Here is a 19,491-nt window from a genome sequence, read left to right as displayed (position 1 = left end):
CGAGTTCCTACTACATTATTACCTTATCAGCTAGAAAAGAGCTAATTAACCTTTCGCTAAACTTGATCTTTCCTACGAAAATGTGACAGGTGGCATGCTTGAAAGGGGAGCTGAGTCTTTATGACTAGTGGTTTAGTCGCCTAACTACAAACCGCAATCTTGCTATTAAAGGTTTACCTTGCGGCTGACTACTACTGCAACACCGTGACGGAAATGGGCGTAACTAATAAATTTGTAATATCTTTCAGTATAATAGAGGGGTTAATTTTTAGGCAATTAAAGCTGACTATGTTGTAGGTAGTGCTATGCTGAACTTACCCGCTAAATGATGGCGAATGACTCAAGGGAATATATATGGGAACTATCAGGTTGAATCCTATTGTTTTGGGATTGTTGGGAATGGTGTTGGCGCCAGCGTTTGCAGCAAATGATGACATGGTCAGTGATAGTGGAGAAAAAACTGGTGCTGCCAACGAGCCGAGTTCATTAGTGCCTAATTTAAATGAAAACCAAGCCCCTTTAACGGTCAACAAAGGCAATTTTGTTGCCGCGCCAATTCCGTTTTCAAATCCCACCATTGATTCAGGTTTAGGTGGTGTGGTTGGTTACTTTTATCCCCAAACCGCTGAGCAAAAATCGGTTCAACCGCCATCAGTTACCGGGGTAGCGGGTTTTTACTCTAGCAATAAAAGTTGGGGCGCCGCAGTTGGCCACGCCAGTTATTGGGATAATAATAACTGGCATTTAAAAGGCGGAGTCGCCTATGCCGACCTTAAGTTGCCACTGGTATCAAGCGAGTTACTCGGCGTACCCCTTGATGTCGATTGGGACATTACAGGTTACGGCGCATTGTTAGAATTAGAGCGACGTATTAGTGGCAACTGGTTTGTCGGTGTTAATGGCATTTTCATTGATTTTGAACAAGATTTTAATGTAGACATCAGTTCGATTCACTTTGATTTACGCAACGAAATCGTCTCTGCTGGGCTGGGAGCAGGGATCATTTATGACACCCGAGATGTGCCGACAAACCCCTACGATGGCTACTATTTCAAGCTTAATGGCACAGTGTTTAATGACGCCATTGGTAGTGATACTGACTTTGAATCTTATTCTTTAGAGTTTGATGGTTACTTCCCGGTTAATGAATCTGTCACGGTTGCCTATAAATTAAAAGGGTGTCTAAAAGAGGGCGACGTACCCTTATGGGCCGCCTGTCGCTTAGGTCTGCGTGGTTTTTCTTCAACTGAATACATGGCGTTAGGCTCGATAGAAACTGAGGCAGAAGCCCGTTGGCGTTTTCATAAACGTTGGGGATTGGTCGGTTTTGTTGGCGCAGGTAAGTTGGATGATGTAAATCACGTGGATAAATCCAATGATGTTATTCCGTCATACGGTATTGGTTTGCGTTTTATGCTGCAACCGGCCGAGCGAATTAACTTACGTTTAGATTATGCGCGTTCATCCAATAGCAATGATGCGCTTTATTTATCGGTCGGAGAGGCTTTTTAGCCTAGCTGACTCAGGACAAAGCCTACAGTCGTGAACAGCATAGGCGACAGGCTAATGACCAGGCTGCTAGCATAGCGGCGGGAAAGTCTTTGTCTGGCAAACCATTAAGTCTTATTTGAGTTATGTCGTGCTAGTCTTAGTAGTTAGCTCTGTTATACTAGCGCGCCTAATTTGCCTGTCGCCTGGCTCGGCGTTTGCATTTAGCCCTTCTTAGCCACCATTAGAGAGTACACATGACCTTTGCCAACCTTGGCCTGCCGGCCACCTTGTTATCCAATCTAGCCGAACTTGGGTATCAGCAAGCCACACCTATTCAGCAGGAAGCGATTCCGTTGGCGCTCAAGGGGAAAAACCTGATCGCGGCGGCGCAGACCGGCAGTGGTAAGACGGCCAGTTTCGTGTTGCCCATGTTGTCCAAGCTTATGCAAGGTGAGACTCAGCGTAAGAAGCGCGCCCGAGCCATCATTTTAGCGCCGACTCGCGAACTAGTGAGTCAGGTAAATGGCCGAATTAGCGAGTATGGTAAAGGTTCTGGTTTGGTCTCTATGGCCATCTATGGTGGCGTCGATGCCGCGGCGCAAAAACAGCAGTTGATAGAAGGGGTCGATATCGTGGTGGCGACGCCTGGGCGTCTGCGGGATCTCTATACCCAAAGAGCGATTCGCTTCGATGAAGTTGAGTTCTTGGTGCTCGATGAAGCCGACCGCATGTTGGATATGGGCTTTATTGAAGATATTACTAAGATCATCGATACCCTGCCCGAAGAGAGACAAAACCTGCTGTTTTCCGCCACATTGTCGCGTCCAGTTCGCGAGTTGGCAAAACAGGCGGTACCTAAGGCGATCCACCTGTCGGTGACTAGAAATGAAGAGAGTCAGCCTGATATTGAGCAGTGGATCACCACAGTCGACAAGGATAAGAAGTCGGCGCTGCTCAGTCAGCTGATCAAAGAGAATGCCTGGCCTCAGGCGCTGATCTTTATCGAGACTAAACATGGCGCCGCCAAGCTGGTGAGTCAGCTTGAGAAGCGGGGGATTCAGGCGGAGTGTATTCACAGCGGCCGCACTCAGGCGGTACGTGAGCAGATTCTGGCTGATTTTAAGGCCGGTAAGATCGCCTATCTTATCTCGACCGGGATCTCGGCGCGCGGTATCGATATCGATAACCTGCCGCTGGTGATTAACTATGACCTGCCGTTTCCTGCGGACGAATATGTGCATCGTATCGGACGTACCGGCCGCGCTGGTGCCAAGGGGGAGGCGATCTCCCTGGTATCAAAAGATGACTTTAAGAACCTCTGCATGATTGAGAGTCGTCTCGATCATCTACTCGAGCGCCGTGAAATTGAGGGCTTTGCGCCGAGAAAGCCTGTACCTATCTCAATTCTCAATTATGTGCCTAAGGCCAAGCGTGAGCAGCAAGGTGAAAAGGGGCCTGATGCATCGACCAGCCGGGGTGAGAAGGTCCAAGATAAGGCCAAAGAGGATAAGCGCAGCGAGGTTAAGCCTAGCGGGCAGTCTAAGCCTCAAGCTAAGGCATCATCCTATAAAGGTAATTCTACAGACAAGAAGGCTAGGCCTGCTAAAGCTAAATCAGCAGCGCCTGATGATCGCGGTGGTAAAGATCAAAGCTCAGAGCCTAAGGCTGCACAAAAGCCAGCCTTTAATCCTTGGACGGATAGCCGGCCTCCGAAGGAGTAAGGTTAAAATAGAAAGCCCTCTCGTCGAGGGCTTTTTTGTGGCAGGTGGTTTTGTTATCTGCGCTGCGTAGATGTTTTAGGGGGTATTGAAGGTCAAACCTTCACTGTAATTTATCGCCTGCCCGGCGGGGGGATGTGGGAATGCTTTCGGGTTGTAGCGTCTACCAGTTTGTGCATTTTATGGAATTTTGAAGGTCATACCTTCATGGCAACCTAACGCCTGCCCGGCGCGGGGATGTGCAAGCACTCTTTTGGCACGCCGAGGTTCCGTATATGGACACCTCGATAGATTCAATAGCTAATTTGTTAGTAACAAAAGATATTACTGCGTCCGTATATCCGACCTGTTTATGAGCAATTAGAGGCTCTGGCCTTAATGAGAACCGCGCCTCTACGCCTTAACCGTCCCTCCGAACTCTTAGGTTCATGGACTCTCTCAGGTGTTGTAGAGGCCGGTATTACCTGTTGTTACATTACTTTTTAGCAGTACATGGTTTGTTTTACTTACAGGTCAAACCGCTCTGAACTCCGTTTTCTTAAATAGAATAGCCCAAACAATTCTTGCTAACTTGTTAGCCAGTGCGACTGCAGACTTGTGACTGCCTCGCCGTTCGATAAGCGTTTTAACCCAAACAGACAGCCTGTCTTGCGCTGTTTTACAGTGTCTTATAATCGACCAAGCACATTGAATAAGTAGCTTCCTGAGGTAACGGTTACCTCGCTTCGTTATCCCGCCAAGACTCTGCTTTCCACCGCTTGAATGCTCTTTTGGCACTAAGCCAATGTTTGCTGAAAAATGTCTACCGTTTTTGTAGGACGAACCATTACCTGCAAACGAGACTACGGCTGTTGCCGTAATTTCTCCTATTCCCTTTATTTGCATTAGTAGTTTAGCTCCTTCGGAAGCCTGGGCCTGCTGTTTGATATCCTTTTCTGATGACTTTATGGCTTCATCAATCGCGCTCCACTCTTGGTGTAGCAGAGTAAAGTGGACTCGAGCTCTTTCGGTTAATTCATTTTCTGCATCTTCAATTAAGTCAGGTAATGCTGCTTTAAGGCTTTCTTTGCCTTGAGCAATAACGATACCATACTCATTTAGCAGGCCTCTGATTTGATTAATCAATGTTGTTCTGGCATCGACCTGCCTTTCTCTGATTCGATGCGCCAACATCATATCAACCTGCTCTAACGTTCTAGGCTCTACAAATTGAATATTAGGTCTATACGCTGCTTCACAAATAGCGAAGGCATCATTACGGTCGTTTTTATTACCTTTGACAAAAGGCTTCACATGCTGAGGGGGAATTAACCTTACTTGATAACCTTGAGCTTTTAAGCTTCTTCCCCAGTAATTTGACCCGCTACAAGCCTCCATAGCTATGATTGCATCAGGGTATTGGGCTAAAAACGCCATAAGTTGATGTCGACGAAGTGCACGATTAAATACAGATTTACAAGCCTGATTCACACCACAAACTTGGAAGACATTTTTTGCCAAATCGATACCAATTAGAGTAACTTTCATAGTGGACACCTTTTGTTGATATTGAACTCGCAAATTCAATATGGCGCTTTTGACGCCGACTTTACAAGAGGTGTCCATCTCATCATCCCTGGAGGCTTCGCGGCGGCGTCCATGCCGCCGAGAGCCAAAAGTGTGCTTACACCAGTATCTAACGTCTCTTCGATTTAACCTCATTGGACAGGTATTGAGACAATTGATTATTTAAAAAAAACGTACAAAAATGTGACAGAACTTATTGAATACTACTTGACCAATAGCTTAATGTGTAATCCATCAAGGACAGAGCTAGGCCTACTCGAATCAAACATCGACCAAGCCATCCAGGGAATGAAAAAGCCAATATCCACACGCCAATCACCTCCCTTAAGAAGTTAACTCTGACCCTATTTATTCGCTTCTCAAAATGAAGTGGTAACTACTGTCGATGTGCCGGTTGATACAGCGACCGGATCCTTGGCAGGGTACGTCATCAAATAATAAGCAAATTATTTAAGGTGGTTGATGCTTTCGAGCTATCTAATGAAGTAACTGAAGACTTAGTAAGACGTTTAATCGAGCGGAGACTATAAATGCCTAACAAGCACATGTTGTCGGACTGGTTTTCCGCAACGTTCCAAACCAGCCGTAAATGTGGGCGTTATATTTTTTAGGAGGCTTCAGTGGATCATAAACTGAAAAAAGAAATCGGAAAAATTGAAAAACTGAAGAAAAACAAAAAATTCGAGTGTCTTTTTCCACATTGTTCAAAAATGTCAATTGGCTCGCATTCACAGCAGCGAGGTGGACAACTCAAAGTCATAAGTAGAAATGACGAAGTCTATGCGATGAACTTCAATATGTATGAGGTTTTAACTAAAGGTGAAAGTGCATTTTCTTTAATTAAAACTCGGATAAAGAATGCTTCGATATACCCAGGTTTCTGCCAAAACCATGATGGACAGGTTTTTGCTCCGGTAGAAAAACGCCCTCTCCAGTTTGGTGACTCTCTGCAAGCAGCAACGTTATTTCTCAGAACAATTACATATGAAGTCACTAGGAAAAAATTGGTGCACTTCAAAACTCAGAAAATTATCGAAAATTGTTCTAAGCTACTACCCGAAGAGGTCTTGAAACATTTTAAGCTTCAAAACTTGGGGCGCAAAAAGTTCATAGAGAATGACTTACCGTTCTACCTTGACAGGGCATACTCTGTCTATAACTCACCTGACTCGGGAATAATTAAAACTAAATGGGTTGTTATAGACAAGGTCATCAAAGCTTCTAGCTGTACGGTTTTTTCACCGATGCGAGATACTAATGAAAGGTTTCATCATCAAGCAATGGCGTGTCCTCAAGTTATGTCCACTTTTAACCTTATTCCAACTGATAATGAAACCCATGTCGTTGTTTCTTGGTTAGCTGAACATCATGATGATAATGAGTGGATTGATGGGGTAATGGAAACAGAACTCGAAAAGTTTATCAACTATGTAGCGATTTGTGAGTCAGAGGATATTTGTTTGGGACCAGACCTTTGGGATTCCATTGATATCTTCACTCGTGAGAGGGTTCATGAAGCAATGCATCATGAATTATATCGTGGTCCCCTTGATGAGATACCAAATGTAATCAAAATATAACAATCGCTTAAACCTGACTGCCAACCTATGGCATTTTTTGTTCGGTTTGACTTTAGCGATTACGGTGGCCTGTTTGAGAGTGGTGCAGTTGGCAGCAAGTTAAGCGGGCGTTAGCATTCCAAATCATCAAACTAAGGAGAATTTAATGTAAACTTTCAAAGCGTCAGTTCATTACAACGATCTTAAAGGCAGCGCTGCAGCTGATCGCGCCGATATGGCTGATGCCACAAAGTGGTTAAAGGATATCGGACATATCAATGACGAGTTTGTTGTAGGGATTTCAATGTGGGCAGGTGAAAACCACTGAGCACATAGAGATCCTGTAAGCGTCAAATTCTTTGTCACAGAACTAGTTGGCTACGACAATATTCTAGAAATGCTTGAGGCCTCTGGCGAGCCCATTCAAGTTAAAGAAATTCGCGTCGATATGAACATTGCTGATTTCTTGGCGTTGTTTAAGCGTTTATAGATAACACTTTCAAATGGCGGTTTGATTGAAGGAAAAATATATACGTCAAATTAAAAAATGCTGACAAGGCCAGCAGGGGTTAGCCGTCAAAAACAGAGGTATCGATGGGTGAAATTACTCGAACGTATAAATTGTCTACAGACGAAGAAAATAAACCACGTGTGTACTGTAAAGAGTGCTCTGGACTTACACTGCACTCAATAGTGTCATCCTTTGATGAAAGTGGTAATGAAGACTGCGGCGGTGGTCATTATGTTGATTGGCATTGCAAGAATCAGACAATTCAGTGTTTAGGTTGTCAAACAGTATCTTTTAGAACTGTTTCTACTTTTTCTGAAGATGTTGAATATAACCATGATGCTCCATATTACCCCGAAACTATTAAGTATTATCCGGGGCGTGTGGAAGGAGTTAAATCTTTAGAATCACATTTGCTCCCCTATACTGTTCAGCAGATATACAAAGAAACCGTTTTATCGATAGAAAATGATCAGTTTATTTTGGCGGGTATTGGTATAAGAGCAATTGTCGAAACTATCTGTAAAGACCTTGAAGCTGAAGGTCGCGATCTATACCGTAAAATAAACACTCTAAAAACTAGATCAATTGTCACTAAAGAGGGCGCAGACACATTGCATAAGCTAAGAGTTTTAGGGAACTCAGCGGCACATGAAGTAAAAGCGCATGACTCAAGGCAACTTGAACTAGCTCTTCAAATCATCGAACACATGCTCGAAGGTACATATATTATTCCTGCTCGTGTTGAGAGAGTGTTTCCAAATGACGGTTAACAAGAGGTTGGTATATCTTACGTAATTTGTTGATGTCCAAGCGAGTAGGCTGAGCGTGGTGAATACTCAATCTACTCGCTTTGATATCTTGAAATGAAGAGCCTGTAGGGTTATTTCTCTCCGACAAGGAGTACCTTAGATTCCAGTGGTGCTAGGGTTAGCGTGACTTGGGCTCCCTTTGCCGATAGTGTTAGCGGCGTTGTTGGCTTCTTATCACTTAGCATCTCTTTAAGCGGGTAGGTGCCGGGATTGAGTTGCCATTGGTTAACCAAGGTCTCGGGTAGTGCTAGTGTCAGGCTTTTTGTCTCAGTGGATGAGAAGTTGCTGACGATGATGAGCTTTTGCGTCTCGTTGAAGCGACTGAAGGCAAAGAGATCTGTGTCATAACCCTTCTCTTGCGCAACATTGACCTTGTGCAGATCGCCATACTCACCGCTTAGAGCGCTGAGGCTGTGGCTAAGGTTTAGTAGCTTGGCGTAGTAAGCTCGAAGGCTCAACTCTTCTTTTGATGACTGACCGCCGTCAAATTTACCCATGTTCATAAAGCGCTGGTGGGCGGGCACTCCAATATAATCGAAGATACTGGTGCGACTTGGCTTGCCAAAGCCTGCATCTTCACTGCCATCTTCGCCGACTTCCTGGCCAAAATAGATCAGGGTAGGCGCCTGGCTCAGGGTGGTGGACACCACCATGGCAGGCAGTGCCTTGGTGGGATCGCCGGCAAACTCCGGGCTGGCGATACGCTGCTCATCGTGGTTCTCCAAAAAATGCAGCATATGCTCGGCGATGTCCGCGACACTTTTACGATCGCGCTCGATCGCCTGGGTGTCGGCCTTACCCTGAATGATCGCCTTGAGGCTGTCATAGAGCCCAACTTTGTCGTAGAGATAGTCCATCTTGCCAAGGTGAATATAGTCGCGATAACGACTCGGGGTGTAGACCTCGGCCAGAAGTAGGGCATCGGGATTGGTGTGCTTGATATGGCTATTCAGATAGCTCCAGAAGGCTACGGGTACCATCTCGGCCATATCGAAACGAAAGCCGTCTACGCCTTTGTCGAGCCAGTATTGGGCTATCTGGTTAAACTTGTGCCAGGCGCCTGGGATCTCGCTGTCAGGCACCTGTTGCCAGAAGGCGTAGTGCTCAGCAACAGACTTCGTCTCATAGCCTGAGGGCAGCTGCGGGTAGTCGATGCGGCCGTCTGGCGTGATGCCATAGTTGATCTTTACTGTCTCATACCAGTCGTTGGCATCTGGCTGGGCGGCGCGGGCGCCGTTGCCTGTCCATTTGGCGGGAAACTCATCAAACTTACCATCAACCTGGGGATGGGACTCGCCGCCAAGGGGCTTTATCGCATCTGAAAGCAAGGGCACCTTGAAGGGAGTGTCGACCACATAGTAAAAGTCGTTGTGCTTAGCATAACTGACTTGGGTATTGTCATCTGCGCCGAAGTCTCTGACGCCTTTTGGCGCCGATAGCGATTTGTAATGACGCGCCACATGGTTGGGCACTATGTCTATGATCACTTGCATGCCCGCCTCATGAGTTCGTGCAATAAGGGCTTCGAACTCCTGCAGACGCTTGGCGGGATCGTCTGCCAGATCCGGGTTGACGTTATAGTAGTCTTTTACCGCGTAGGGTGAGCCTGCACGCCCCTTGACCACATCGGGATCGTCATTGTCTATGCCGTATTGGGTATAATCACCCACCAAGGCATGGTGTGGGATCCCTGTATACCAGATGTGGCTTGCTCCTAATGACTTTATGCTATCAAGCGCCGCCGGGGTAAAGTCACTGAATTTACCGACACCATTTTGCGCTTTGGTACCCCATGGAATATTGGCGGTTTGAGTGTTACCAAACAAACGGGTGAAGACCTGATAGATCACAGGCTTTTCACTCCTAACGAAAGCTGGCTGTGGCCCAGCAGTTGTTTGAGGCACAACGGCGTGCTGAGCGCCAAGTTCAGGCTGCAACGCCGATGGCAGCGCCGCCACCTGCGCCGATAACAGCAGTGCAGCGCTACTCAGTAGCAGTTGATAGGGCTGTTTGCAGTGTTTAACTAATGCATGTGTGGGCATCAATTGGTTTCCTCTATGGCAAGCAGGGTAACCCCTTGCCCGTTAAGTGTTAGTGTTTTCCCAAGTGCGACGGTCTCGCCACTGATCACATCGCGGGCACTGCCAGCGCTTGCGAGCAGATCGCGGTAGCGGGCGAGGGGAAGCGTTACTGGCTTATCGTTTTTGTTGTAGACCACCATGAGGCGCGCCTTGTCACTGCAATCTTGTTTAGCGCAGCGCATCTGCACATACACGCCATCTTGGGGCACATAGTGACGCAGCCCGCCATTGTGAATAAAGCCTGCCTGTTTGCGGTAATTTAATAAGCTTCGGGTAAAGCTCAGCATAGAGGCTTGGTCTTCACTTAGTCCCTTGTTATCAAAAACAGAGATAGCATCATCTTGCCACCCGCCAGGGAAGTCAGAGCGTGTGATGCCGTCATTACGATCCCTAGTGGGGCTTTGCATCAAAATTTCTGAGCCATAAAATATCTGTGGAATACGGTTACTGGTCAGCACATAGGCCAGGGCCATTTTAGTGAGGGCCAGATTGTCGCCTAGCAGGCTGTAGAGGCGGTTGGTGTCATGGTTACCCTCGAACAGTACCAGTTGGGTTGGGTCCGCATAGACCACATCGTTGGCCAGAAATTCGTATAGGCGTATCAGGCCTTCGCTCCAGCCTTCCTCTTCGCTAAGCGCCTTAAGCAGGGTTTCATATAGTGGAAAGTCCATCAGGCTGGGCAGCGCCGAGCGATAGCCATCTTTATTGTTCTTGCCTTTTTGCCAGTAAGAGATGGTGATTGGGTTACCCGTCCACTCTTCGCCGACAATGTTAAAGTGTGGATATTCGGCCATGATGGCCTGGGTCCAATCTACCAGAAAGGCCTTGTCAGCGTAGGAGTAGGTGTCTTCGCGGATACCACTTAGGTGACCATGCTCTACCCACCAGATACTGTTTTGGATCAGATAATTAGCCAGAAGAGGTTGGCGCTGATTAAGGTCAGGCATCGACTCGACAAACCAGCCATCAGTGAACTCCTGTGTGTCCTTGTCTACAGAATAGGGGTCTTGTAAGGTTGTGCGTCTGTGGCTGGTAAAGGTAAGCGCCTTCGCATTGTCCTTGCCATTCGCTAATGGAGATGAAGGCCGGTTGACCCAGTCGTTGGTCGGCAGATCTTGCATCCACCAGTGGTTAGAACCGATATGGTTAACCACCACATCGGCGATGACGCCAATGCCTTTCTCTTGTGCCTTCAGGGCTAGCTGACGATAGTCTTGATTGCTGCCAAATCTTGGGTCTATACGGTAATGGTCTGTCACTGAATAACCATGATAGGAGTATTCGCCCTGGTTATTCTCCGTTAGCGGGTTGATCCACAGCTGCGTGACGCCGAGGTCGGCCAGATAGTCCAAGCTGTTGATGATCCCCTGAATGTCACCGCCATGACGACCACCTGGGTTACTGCGATCGGCGCGCTCTATCATATCAGGATGATTGTCGTTGCCCGGATCGCCGTTGGCGAAGCGATCTGGGGTGATGAGATAGATAACATCTTTGTTGCTAAAGCCGAGGCGCTCTGCACTGCCTTTATCGCGCTTAAGGAGATCATAAGCCACGCTAATTTGCGCCTCGCCGGCTTGGTCAAATGTCAGCTGAAAGGTCTGGGCCTTCGCGCCCTGGGTGTCCAGGTTAATAAACAGATAGTTGGGGTTCTCTGTGGTTTCAACGCCTTTAACGGCCACGCCATCGGCGGTGATGCTTACCTTGGCCTTGGCGATATTTTTGCCGTAAACCATCAGCTGCAGCTGGCTATGGTGCATGTCTGCCCACCAGTTAAGGGGCTCGATACGAAGTGCTGTATCATGGTTTAAGGGAAGGGGAGCTGCCAAAGTGTGATGCGTGACTGGTGTTAACAGTATGAGTGATGTAGCAATGAGTGTGCTGGTAAACTTGCTATGAAGACGTCTCATGGGCTGTCCTTTCGCGCTTATTGGTTTCGCGCTTAAAAGTAGATTAGCGTTTGAAATTACATTAGGGCTTAAATCAGGTAGCGTTTAAGCTTAATCTGACCTTGCTAGTTTTTTATAGGGCAGATATAGAAACACCTGCTTTATTTGACTAAAGCAGGTGTTTATCAGCAATGACCTAAGATCACATAGTGTAGCTAAATCCTAGGAAGTACTGGCGACCAAAGCTTTGAATCGTACCTGTTTGATGGGTTTGACCAAAGTAAGTCTTGTTGGCTTCATCCGTTAGGTTGTTAACCTGGAACAGGAACTTAAGGCCGTTGTCCATCGCGTATGACGCCTGATAATCGAAGACTGTTTCAGCATCGAAGAAGGCCAGTTGAGATTCAACCGCAACCTGCTCAGACACATATTCACTACGATAGCGCATGCTTAAGCGAGTATCGAAACCATCTAAGGTGTAGAACAAGGTGGTATTCAACACATGCTCTGATAAGCCTGGCAGTGGTATTGATAACGATTGACCGCTTAAATCAGTTTCGAACTCAACTTCACTGTCTGAGTATGAGTAACTGCCTGTAAAGCCTAAGCCATTCAAAGCTCCGGGTAAGAAATCAAACACTTGAGTATATGCAAGCTCCACACCGCGAATGTAACCGCCGTTATCATTGTTGATTGCCGTTTGATACTGACCTTCATCTTTAACAACAGGGAACTCTACGCCGTTATCGACAATAGTGTCTGGCACGATAAAGCCCGCTTCTTCGAAGTCAAAAGGCTGAATGGTAAAGTTGTTGATGAAAGATTTAATATCTTTGTAGAACACGGCTAAAACAATCGCACCTTCAGACTCTTCAAAATAGTGCTCATACGACAGGTCATATTGATCGGCGTAGAAAGGATCCAGTAGCGGACTGGTGTTACCCCAGGCATTGTACTTCTTATAGCCAGGAGTCGACGCATCGTCATACCAAGAACCCATACCTGATTTTAGCTTGTCGATAGGTGGACGAGCCATAACCGATGCGGCAGCAAAACGGATCTGATCGTTTTGTGTCAGGTGGAAGTTTAAGTTGATTGAAGGTAGGTAGTCGGTATAAGACTTACCCACTTCGTTGCGGATATAGTCTGTGCTGACCACACCTTTCTCATCGACAATCTCTTCACCTAAACCAAAGCCAACTTGCTGCAAACCCGTGCTTGATTGGTCAGTGTTAACAACACGCAGGCCAATATTACCGGTCACAGGCAGATCGCCTATGGCAAAATCAAGGTTAGCTTGTACGTATCCAGCCAGTACATCTTCATTGACCGAACCGCTCTGGATCATGGTCCAGTTGTTTGCCCAATTAGCTGTCGGTGCAAAAGGATCTTGTCCGGTTGCGGCCAATTGTGCGTTAACCAGATCCACTGCCTTATCGAAATCGATAGCTAGGAAACTTGGGTATCCTGATAATTCACCGCCGAAATTAACGACACGTGTCATATCATCGGTAAGCGCTATTACAGGTTGATTCTCTGGGTTGGTACCAAACTCAAAGCCGTAACCCGCTTGAGAACGCTGGGCATTAAACTCACGCTGTGAATATCTCACGCCTACATCAATAGAAGAGAAGACGCTGTTGTCCAGTTGGTAGTTCAGGTCAAGTTTGTAGGCAATCAGGTCGTTTTGCTGATCATATGGCCACATACCCACTTCTCTAAGACCTAATGTTGAGGTATCTGTGTAGTCTTTTGCGAAAGCGATATCCGCTGGGTTTAATCCATTAAGTTTGTAAGTAACAGACTCTGCCGATCTAACCTGATTGCCAATATCGTCATAGATAACCGCTCGGGTACCGCCGTTAACAAATTCACCGTCGGCAGAAGAATAGCTAATATCGGCCGCGATAGTCAGGTTTTCACCGTTATTCCATTCAATGTTGACAGCGCCAGAGGTCAGCTCAGAAAATTTAGAATCGTTGTCGTTTACCACAAATACGGCAAAGTTATCAGTGCCGTCGGTTGAAACTGTGCCGCCAACCATTGAGCCATCTTCTACGATAGCATCACTGATTTGACCATTTTTCAGTGATTTAACTCTGAAACCACGGGCAAAGTTTTCTGAATCGAACTTAGAATGGAAAATGTCGCCTTTGATGCTCCAATTATCATTTGGTTGCCAGTGGATGGCGCCCATATAACCGTCACGAGTATCGGTGCCGCCTTTCTGTTGCATCTCGAAGCCTTCACTGATGGACTCTAGATTGCCATCGCCGTTCACATCACGTCTGTCATCGTTAAAACGAAGACCAATGAACTGACTTGATACGTAAGGTTGATAAAGGTGGGCATAACCAACGGCAACACCTAGCGTTTCTTCAAGGAACTTACCTTGGTAAGAGAAGCTTAGGCGATTACCATACTCCTCAGCGTCAGACACTTCACCAGCACGGTCGTTAAAGCTACCACGGGCATTAACGGTGAAGTTGTGCTCTTTTGGTGCTTGTAGGGGATCGGCTGTTTTGAGTTCTACCGTACCAGCCACACCACCTTCTATTAGAGATGCTTTTGGTGATTTATAGACTTGCGCCTGGTTAATCAGCTCAGATGGATATTGATCGAATTCAATCGCTCGCTTACCACCTGTGGTCACTTGCTCGCGACCGTTTAAGGTTGCTGAAACAAAGTCACCGTCTAAACCACGAATATTAAGACCACTTGCCTGGCCACCGGTACGTACGGCGGTAACACCTGGCAAACGAGTAAGTGCATCGGCAATTGACTGATCTGGCAGGGCGCCTAAATCATCAGCAGAAATAGTTTCTGATACCGTGTCAGCAAAGCGTTTGTTATTAAGCGATTTAATCACACTGGTACGAAAGCCGCGAACCTCAATGACTTCAATCGATTCTTCTTGAGCCGTTGCAGTTGATTCAGTGTTAGCCACCTCATTGTCAGCTGCATAGACTTGGGTACAAACGCCAGCCGAAAGCAGGGCTAACGTGAGCAGGTTAGGTTTAAATTGAAACATCCATCTTCCCCTTTTTTCACTCTATTCATGCTGTATTACTTCTTGTGTGTGAATAAAGGGGGGTTCCCTTGTTCACAACTATATAGGTGAATGAGAGTGCTTGTTATTGTACTTGTTTCTAAGTTGTTATGTAGCAGACCCGATACTACTCTTGCACTTGTTGCTGTAACAATATTATGCATACGTATTCAAAAGTGACTCAGGCCTCACAAAGGGGATTGATTGGCCTGCTCAGGGTCACAAAATCGCCTCCCAAAATCTTACTATCTAATTGTTTTTTATAGAATACATATTGTCGCTTAAGAAGGTGCTTTGTACCTGTGGGTTTTGCATACGTATGCAGAGATGTTGAACCCGATTTCATGGATGACGTATGCTCGTTTCATTCTAATAACAATTGTTCGTCGACAACGATTGGGTAACAGGTATGCAACCCAGAGGCTTTACAGTCTTTAATATAGTCGTTGATGACATAGGGGCGATAATGAACCAACTCTCCTGGTGGCGCGGCGCCGTCATCTATCAGATCTATCCTCGCAGCTTAATGGACTCTAATGGCGATGGCGTTGGGGATCTTCAGGGTATCATCAGTAAGCTGGACTACATTGCCAGTTTGAATGTCGATGCCATCTGGATCTCACCTTTCTTTAAGTCGCCGATGAAAGATTTTGGTTACGACATCAGTGACTACCGTGCCATCGACCCACTGTTTGGCACCATGAATGACTTCGATGAGTTGATCGACAAGGCTCATCGCCTGGGTATTAAGGTGATTATCGACCAGGTGTTAAGCCACACCTCAGATCAACACGCTTGGTTTAGCGAGAGTCGCGAAAGTCGCGATAATGCTAAACAGGACTGGTATGTCTGGGTCGATCCTAAAGAAGATGGCACAGCGCCCAATAACTGGTTGGCTATTTTCGGTGGCTGCGCCTGGGAGTGGGAGCCACGTCGTCAGCAATACTATCTGCATAACTTCCTAGCCAGTCAGCCAGATCTTAACTTCCATAATCCTGAAGTCCGTCAGGCCGTGCTGGACAATGTTAAGTTCTGGCTAGATAAAGGTGTCGATGGCTTCCGCTTGGATGCGATCACCTTCTGTTACCACGATGAGCAGCTTAGAGACAATCCAGCTAAGCCAGCGGACAAGCGTCAGGGCAGGGGCTTTAGTGAAGATAACCCTTATGCCTATCAGTATCACTACTACAATAATACGCGTCCGCAGACCGTTGGCTTTATCGAGGAGCTGCGGGCACTGATTGATCAATATCCTGGTGTGGTTACATTAGGCGAGGTTTCGTCTGAAGACTCGCTTGCGACCATGGCTGAGTATACTCAGGGCGAAGAGCGTCTGCATATGGCCTATAGCTTTGAGCTGCTCACCGATGACTTTAGTCCTGGCTATATCCGCCAGACGGTAGAGGAGCTGGAACAGAGCATAGGTGATGGCTGGCCTTGTTGGGCCATTGGTAATCACGATGTTCAGCGGGTTGCCACCCGTTGGGGGCGAGAAGCCTTTAATGGTGATATGGCCAAGATGCTTAATGGCCTGCTCTGTTCACTACGCGGCAGTGTCTGCAGCTATCAAGGGGAAGAGCTGGGGTTAGGCGAGGTAGAAATTGCCTATGAGCAGTTGCAAGATCCGTTTGGTATCACCTTCTGGCCTATGTTTAAGGGACGTGATGGTTGTCGTACTCCTATGCCGTGGCAACATGACGCCGCTCATGCCGGCTTTAGCCCCAATACGCCTTGGTTGCCTGTTCCCCAAAGTCATAAAGCCTTGGCGGTGGATCTTCAGGAAGCCGAGCCAACATCGATTTTAAATCACTACCGTCATGTGTTGGCCTGGCGTAAACTGCATCCGATATTGGTCACGGGTGATATTAAATTTATCGACGCAACCGATGAAATTTTGCTATTTGAGCGCACCTTAGACGACAAGACGCTCTTGGTTGCCTTTAACTTAAGTAATCAGCCACAAGCCTATAGGCTATCCGAGGCCTGTGAACTGACACCGCTTGATGGGCATGGGCTGCCAAATGCTGAGTGGCAAGCGCCGCAAATTCATTTCGAGGCCTTTGGTTGCTTCTATGGGTGGAAGCAGTAAGCTTTGATTGAAAAATTTTAACAACAAAAATAACTGAGAACCTAAAGATGGCAATAATGCAGCAAACTAGCACGGCTACCGGGGTTGGCGGACAAAACGAAAATTATCGTTTTGCTCTAGTGTCACTCACTTCACTGTTCTTCATGTGGGGGTTTATCACCTGTCTGAACGATATCTTGATTCCACATCTCAAGGCGGCGTTTTCCCTTAGCTATGCCGAGGCGATGTTAATCCAGTTTTGCTTCTTCGGTGCTTACTTTCTGGTGTCTATGCCGGCTGGTAAGCTGGTAAAGGCTCTCGGTTATCAAAAGGGGATAGTAACCGGGCTGCTGATCGCCGCCTTAGGTTGTGCGCTTTTCTATCCGGCAGCGGCGCTGGCCACCTACGGTCTGTTTTTAGGCGCCTTGTTTGTACTGGCCTCTGGGATCACTATCTTGCAGGTGGCAGCCAACCCTTATGTGAACGCACTAGGCAGTGTTGAAACGGCTTCTAGTCGTTTGAACCTCACCCAGGCGTTTAATGCTCTGGGGACTACCGTGGCGCCATATTTTGGCGCGGTATTGATCCTCTCTGTGGCCGTGGAAGCGACCGAGACACTGAGCCAGGCTCAGGCTGAAGCCGAGGTGGTTAAACTGCCTTACTTAATCCTAGCTAGCGCCCTGGGTCTGCTTGCCCTGATCTTTGCTAAGTTGGATCTGCCACAGATCAAAGAGCACTGCCAAAGCAGCGAGCAGGGTGAGGTGGTACACAATGGCAAAACCAGTGCGCTGCAGTCGATTCACCTGGTGCTTGGCGCTGTGGGTATTTTCGTCTATGTGGGCGCTGAGGTGGCGATTGGTAGCTTCCTGGTCAACTTCTTGGCCCAGGATGACATTGCCGGATTGACCGAGGCGAGCGCCGCGGGCTATATCACTTACTACTGGGGCGGCGCCATGGTGGGACGCTTTATCGGTAGCGCCGTGATGCAGAAGGTACCTGCCGGTACTGTGCTGGGTTTCAATGCCATGATGGCTGCATTACTGGTGGCGCTGGCGATGACCAGTTCTGGTGCGGTCGCCATGTGGGCTATCTTAGGTGTTGGCTTGTTTAACTCTATCATGTTCCCAACTATCTTCAGTCTGGCACTGAGAGATCTTGGTCCGCACACCTCGCAGGGTTCAGGTGTCTTGTGTCTGGCAATTGTTGGTGGTGCTATCTTACCGCTCATACAAGGCGTATTAGCCGATAATATCGGGATCCAACAGGCTTTCTTCCTGCCGATCATCTGTTATCTCTTCATTCTGTTTTATGGCTTGAAGGGCTCTAAGCTCTAACAGCAAGCCCTAAGAATAGGAGGCAAGCAGCAATGCTTGCCTTTTTTATTGGCATATCTTTGGGTATCGCTTGCGTCACAGGGGTTTAACTCCTATGATCCGTGCGATTTTTACTATCTAGGCTTTATCATGATTAATGCGTCGCTGTCTCCAAGTTCAACCGAATTAGTTATCAATGTGCTTGCTATGGTACTCGAGCAGGGGAAACCCCTGGATCGCGCCTATTCGCACCACTTTTCCGGGCTGAAACTGGCGCCGTCTGAGCAAGCCAGGATCACGAGTGTCACCGGCGATATTTTGCGCCGTCTCAATCTCTATTGCTATCTAGCCGATATCAGCACCGAAGATATAGAGCGTATGGGCTCACGTCTGTTAAACGCCTGGCACATGTTTTACGAGTTGCCGATCCCTAAGTTGCAATACACCTTAGCTATCGATGAAGAAGATTTTGCCAAGCGGCTTGCCAGCGCCAAGGAAGATCCTGCGTTGTTTGACGGTTGTCCCGAGTGGCTGGATAAGTTGGGAACAGCCCAATTAGGTGAAGCCTGGCCGAAAGAGCGTGCCGCATTGGCCCAGGCGCCGAAACGCTACCTAAGGGTAAATGCCTTAAAGACCACGGCAGCAGACCTGTTATCGCAACTCGCTAAGGAAGGCGTTGAGGCCCGCGAAGTGCCAGGAGTCCCGAGCGCTCTGGAAGTTATCTCTGATGCGGCGCTGTTTCGTACCGAGTGCTTTAAGCAAGGGCTATTTGAGCAGCAAGATGCAGGCTCTCAGCATGTGGCGGCGGCTGTTGCAGCCGAGCCCGGCATGCGGGTGATCGATGCCTGCGCTGGCGCCGGTGGTAAGACGCTGGCCATTGCTGCCCAGATGCAGGGCAAGGGGCGCTTGCTGGCCATGGATGTGGAGCAGTGGAAATTAGACAATTTAAAGCAGCGTGCGCGCCGCGCCGCTGCTCATAACGTTGAGACACGCATTATCGCCAGCAGTAAGACGATTAAACGTTTGAAGCTGAGCGCCGACAGAGTGCTGCTGGATGTCCCCTGTTCGGGTCTTGGGGTGCTTAAGCGCAACCCTGATGCGAAATGGCGCGATACCCCAGAGCGCTTGCCTGTGCTGGTTGCACTGCAAAAAGAGATCTTACAGAGCTATAGCCGTATGGTTAAGGTCGATGGCATCTTGATCTATGCCACCTGTTCTATCATGCCTGAGGAAAACCGCCAGCAGGTCGATGCCTTCCTTAGCTCGAATCCTAATTTCAGCTTTATTGATGACGAAACCGTCAGTGTTGCCGAGACAGGGTTCGATGGTTTCTACCTGGCGCGTATGAAACGTAATCAAGCCTAGGCTTGGGGCTACTCTAAGTCGGCATTAGGCTCACAATTTTGAGTACTAAGCCGACACTTAGCTTAAGGCCGC

At 47.6% G+C, this 19,491-nt stretch carries 11 protein-coding genes; 7 read left to right on the top strand and 4 right to left on the bottom strand.

The window, feature by feature from the left end:
- Window positions 1-354 precede the first annotated feature (354 nt).
- Together CFF01_RS09940 and CFF01_RS09935 are read left to right on the top strand one after the other, a co-directional pair.
- The gene (locus CFF01_RS09940; RefSeq protein ID WP_088904689.1) at window positions 355-1,512 is read left to right on the top strand and encodes a BamA/TamA family outer membrane protein; all 1,158 of its coding nucleotides are present in this window, start codon (window positions 355-357) and stop codon (window positions 1,510-1,512) included.
- Window positions 1,513-1,745: 233 nt separating this feature from the next.
- Window positions 1,746-3,212 (top strand): DEAD/DEAH box helicase, encoded by a 1,467-nt coding sequence (locus CFF01_RS09935; protein WP_088904688.1) that lies wholly within the window; start codon window positions 1,746-1,748, stop codon window positions 3,210-3,212.
- Between the two features lie 510 nt (window positions 3,213-3,722).
- Here the strand turns inward: CFF01_RS09935 and CFF01_RS09930 are convergent.
- Window positions 3,723-4,736, bottom strand: a complete 1,014-nt coding sequence (locus CFF01_RS09930; RefSeq protein WP_088905927.1) for an IS110 family RNA-guided transposase — start codon at window positions 4,734-4,736, stop codon at window positions 3,723-3,725.
- A 659-nt stretch (window positions 4,737-5,395) separates the two neighbouring features.
- Here CFF01_RS09930 and CFF01_RS09925 point away from each other — a divergent pair.
- Window positions 5,396-6,355, top strand: a complete 960-nt coding sequence (locus CFF01_RS09925) for a hypothetical protein (RefSeq protein WP_088904687.1) — start codon at window positions 5,396-5,398, stop codon at window positions 6,353-6,355.
- A gap of 573 nt (window positions 6,356-6,928) precedes the next feature.
- Window positions 6,929-7,615: a DUF4145 domain-containing protein gene (locus CFF01_RS09915; protein ID WP_088904686.1), complete on the top strand. Its 687-nt coding sequence runs from the start codon at window positions 6,929-6,931 to the stop codon at window positions 7,613-7,615.
- A gap of 110 nt (window positions 7,616-7,725) precedes the next feature.
- Here the strand turns inward: CFF01_RS09915 and CFF01_RS09910 are convergent, their stop codons facing one another.
- From CFF01_RS09910 to CFF01_RS09900, 3 genes are all read right to left on the bottom strand, one after another.
- Window positions 7,726-9,696, bottom strand: coding sequence for an alpha-amylase family protein (locus tag CFF01_RS09910; RefSeq protein ID WP_088904685.1), 1,971 nt, complete (start codon window positions 9,694-9,696; stop codon window positions 7,726-7,728).
- Complete coding sequence (locus tag CFF01_RS09905) at window positions 9,696-11,645, bottom strand: glycoside hydrolase family 13 protein (protein ID WP_088904684.1); 1,950 nt, start codon at window positions 11,643-11,645, stop codon at window positions 9,696-9,698. The genes CFF01_RS09910 and CFF01_RS09905 overlap by 1 nt, the downstream gene beginning before the upstream one ends.
- A 181-nt stretch (window positions 11,646-11,826) precedes the next feature.
- Window positions 11,827-14,655, bottom strand: a complete 2,829-nt coding sequence (locus CFF01_RS09900; protein WP_088904683.1) for a TonB-dependent receptor — start codon at window positions 14,653-14,655, stop codon at window positions 11,827-11,829.
- A 484-nt stretch (window positions 14,656-15,139) separates the two neighbouring features.
- Here CFF01_RS09900 and CFF01_RS09895 point away from each other — a divergent pair, with 484 nt between their 5' ends.
- The 3 genes from CFF01_RS09895 to CFF01_RS09885 all read left to right on the top strand — a co-directional run bounded on the left by CFF01_RS09895 (window position 15,140) and on the right by CFF01_RS09885 (window position 19,419).
- The gene (locus CFF01_RS09895; RefSeq protein WP_088904682.1) at window positions 15,140-16,762 is read left to right on the top strand and encodes an alpha-glucosidase family protein; all 1,623 of its coding nucleotides are present in this window, start codon (window positions 15,140-15,142) and stop codon (window positions 16,760-16,762) included.
- A gap of 47 nt (window positions 16,763-16,809) precedes the next feature.
- The gene (locus tag CFF01_RS09890) at window positions 16,810-18,075 is read left to right on the top strand and encodes a sugar MFS transporter (RefSeq protein ID WP_088904681.1); all 1,266 of its coding nucleotides are present in this window, start codon (window positions 16,810-16,812) and stop codon (window positions 18,073-18,075) included.
- A gap of 129 nt (window positions 18,076-18,204) precedes the next feature.
- Window positions 18,205-19,419 carry an RsmB/NOP family class I SAM-dependent RNA methyltransferase gene (locus CFF01_RS09885; RefSeq protein ID WP_088904680.1) on the top strand — a complete coding sequence of 405 codons (1,215 nt, stop codon included), beginning with the start codon at window positions 18,205-18,207 and terminating at the stop codon, window positions 19,417-19,419.
- Window positions 19,420-19,491: the final 72 nt, after the last annotated feature.

Origin of the sequence: Shewanella marisflavi (genome assembly GCF_002215585.1) — a bacterium.
In the GTDB taxonomy this organism is placed as follows: Bacteria; Pseudomonadota; Gammaproteobacteria; order Enterobacterales; family Shewanellaceae; genus Shewanella; species Shewanella marisflavi.
The sequence above is the reverse complement of the archived record's forward strand: the minus strand, read 5'-3'. Positions and strand labels throughout refer to the sequence as shown.

Bases quoted from the DNA above. Each gene is read 5' to 3' on its own strand.
- CFF01_RS09940 (WP_088904689.1), top strand. From the start codon at position 355: ATGGGAACTATCAGGTTGAATCCTATTGTTTTGGGATTGTTGGGAATG.
- CFF01_RS09895 (WP_088904682.1), top strand. From the start codon at position 15,140: ATGAACCAACTCTCCTGGTGGCGCGGCGCCGTCATCTATCAGATCTAT.
- CFF01_RS09900 (WP_088904683.1), bottom strand. From the start codon at position 14,655: ATGTTTCAATTTAAACCTAACCTGCTCACGTTAGCCCTGCTTTCGGCT.
- CFF01_RS09885 (WP_088904680.1), top strand. From the start codon at position 18,205: ATGATTAATGCGTCGCTGTCTCCAAGTTCAACCGAATTAGTTATCAAT.
- CFF01_RS09910 (WP_088904685.1), bottom strand. From the start codon at position 9,696: ATGCCCACACATGCATTAGTTAAACACTGCAAACAGCCCTATCAACTG.
- CFF01_RS09890 (WP_088904681.1), top strand. From the start codon at position 16,810: ATGGCAATAATGCAGCAAACTAGCACGGCTACCGGGGTTGGCGGACAA.
- CFF01_RS09915 (WP_088904686.1), top strand. From the start codon at position 6,929: ATGGGTGAAATTACTCGAACGTATAAATTGTCTACAGACGAAGAAAAT.
- CFF01_RS09930 (WP_088905927.1), bottom strand. From the start codon at position 4,736: ATGAAAGTTACTCTAATTGGTATCGATTTGGCAAAAAATGTCTTCCAA.
- CFF01_RS09905 (WP_088904684.1), bottom strand. From the start codon at position 11,645: ATGAGACGTCTTCATAGCAAGTTTACCAGCACACTCATTGCTACATCA.
- CFF01_RS09935 (WP_088904688.1), top strand. From the start codon at position 1,746: ATGACCTTTGCCAACCTTGGCCTGCCGGCCACCTTGTTATCCAATCTA.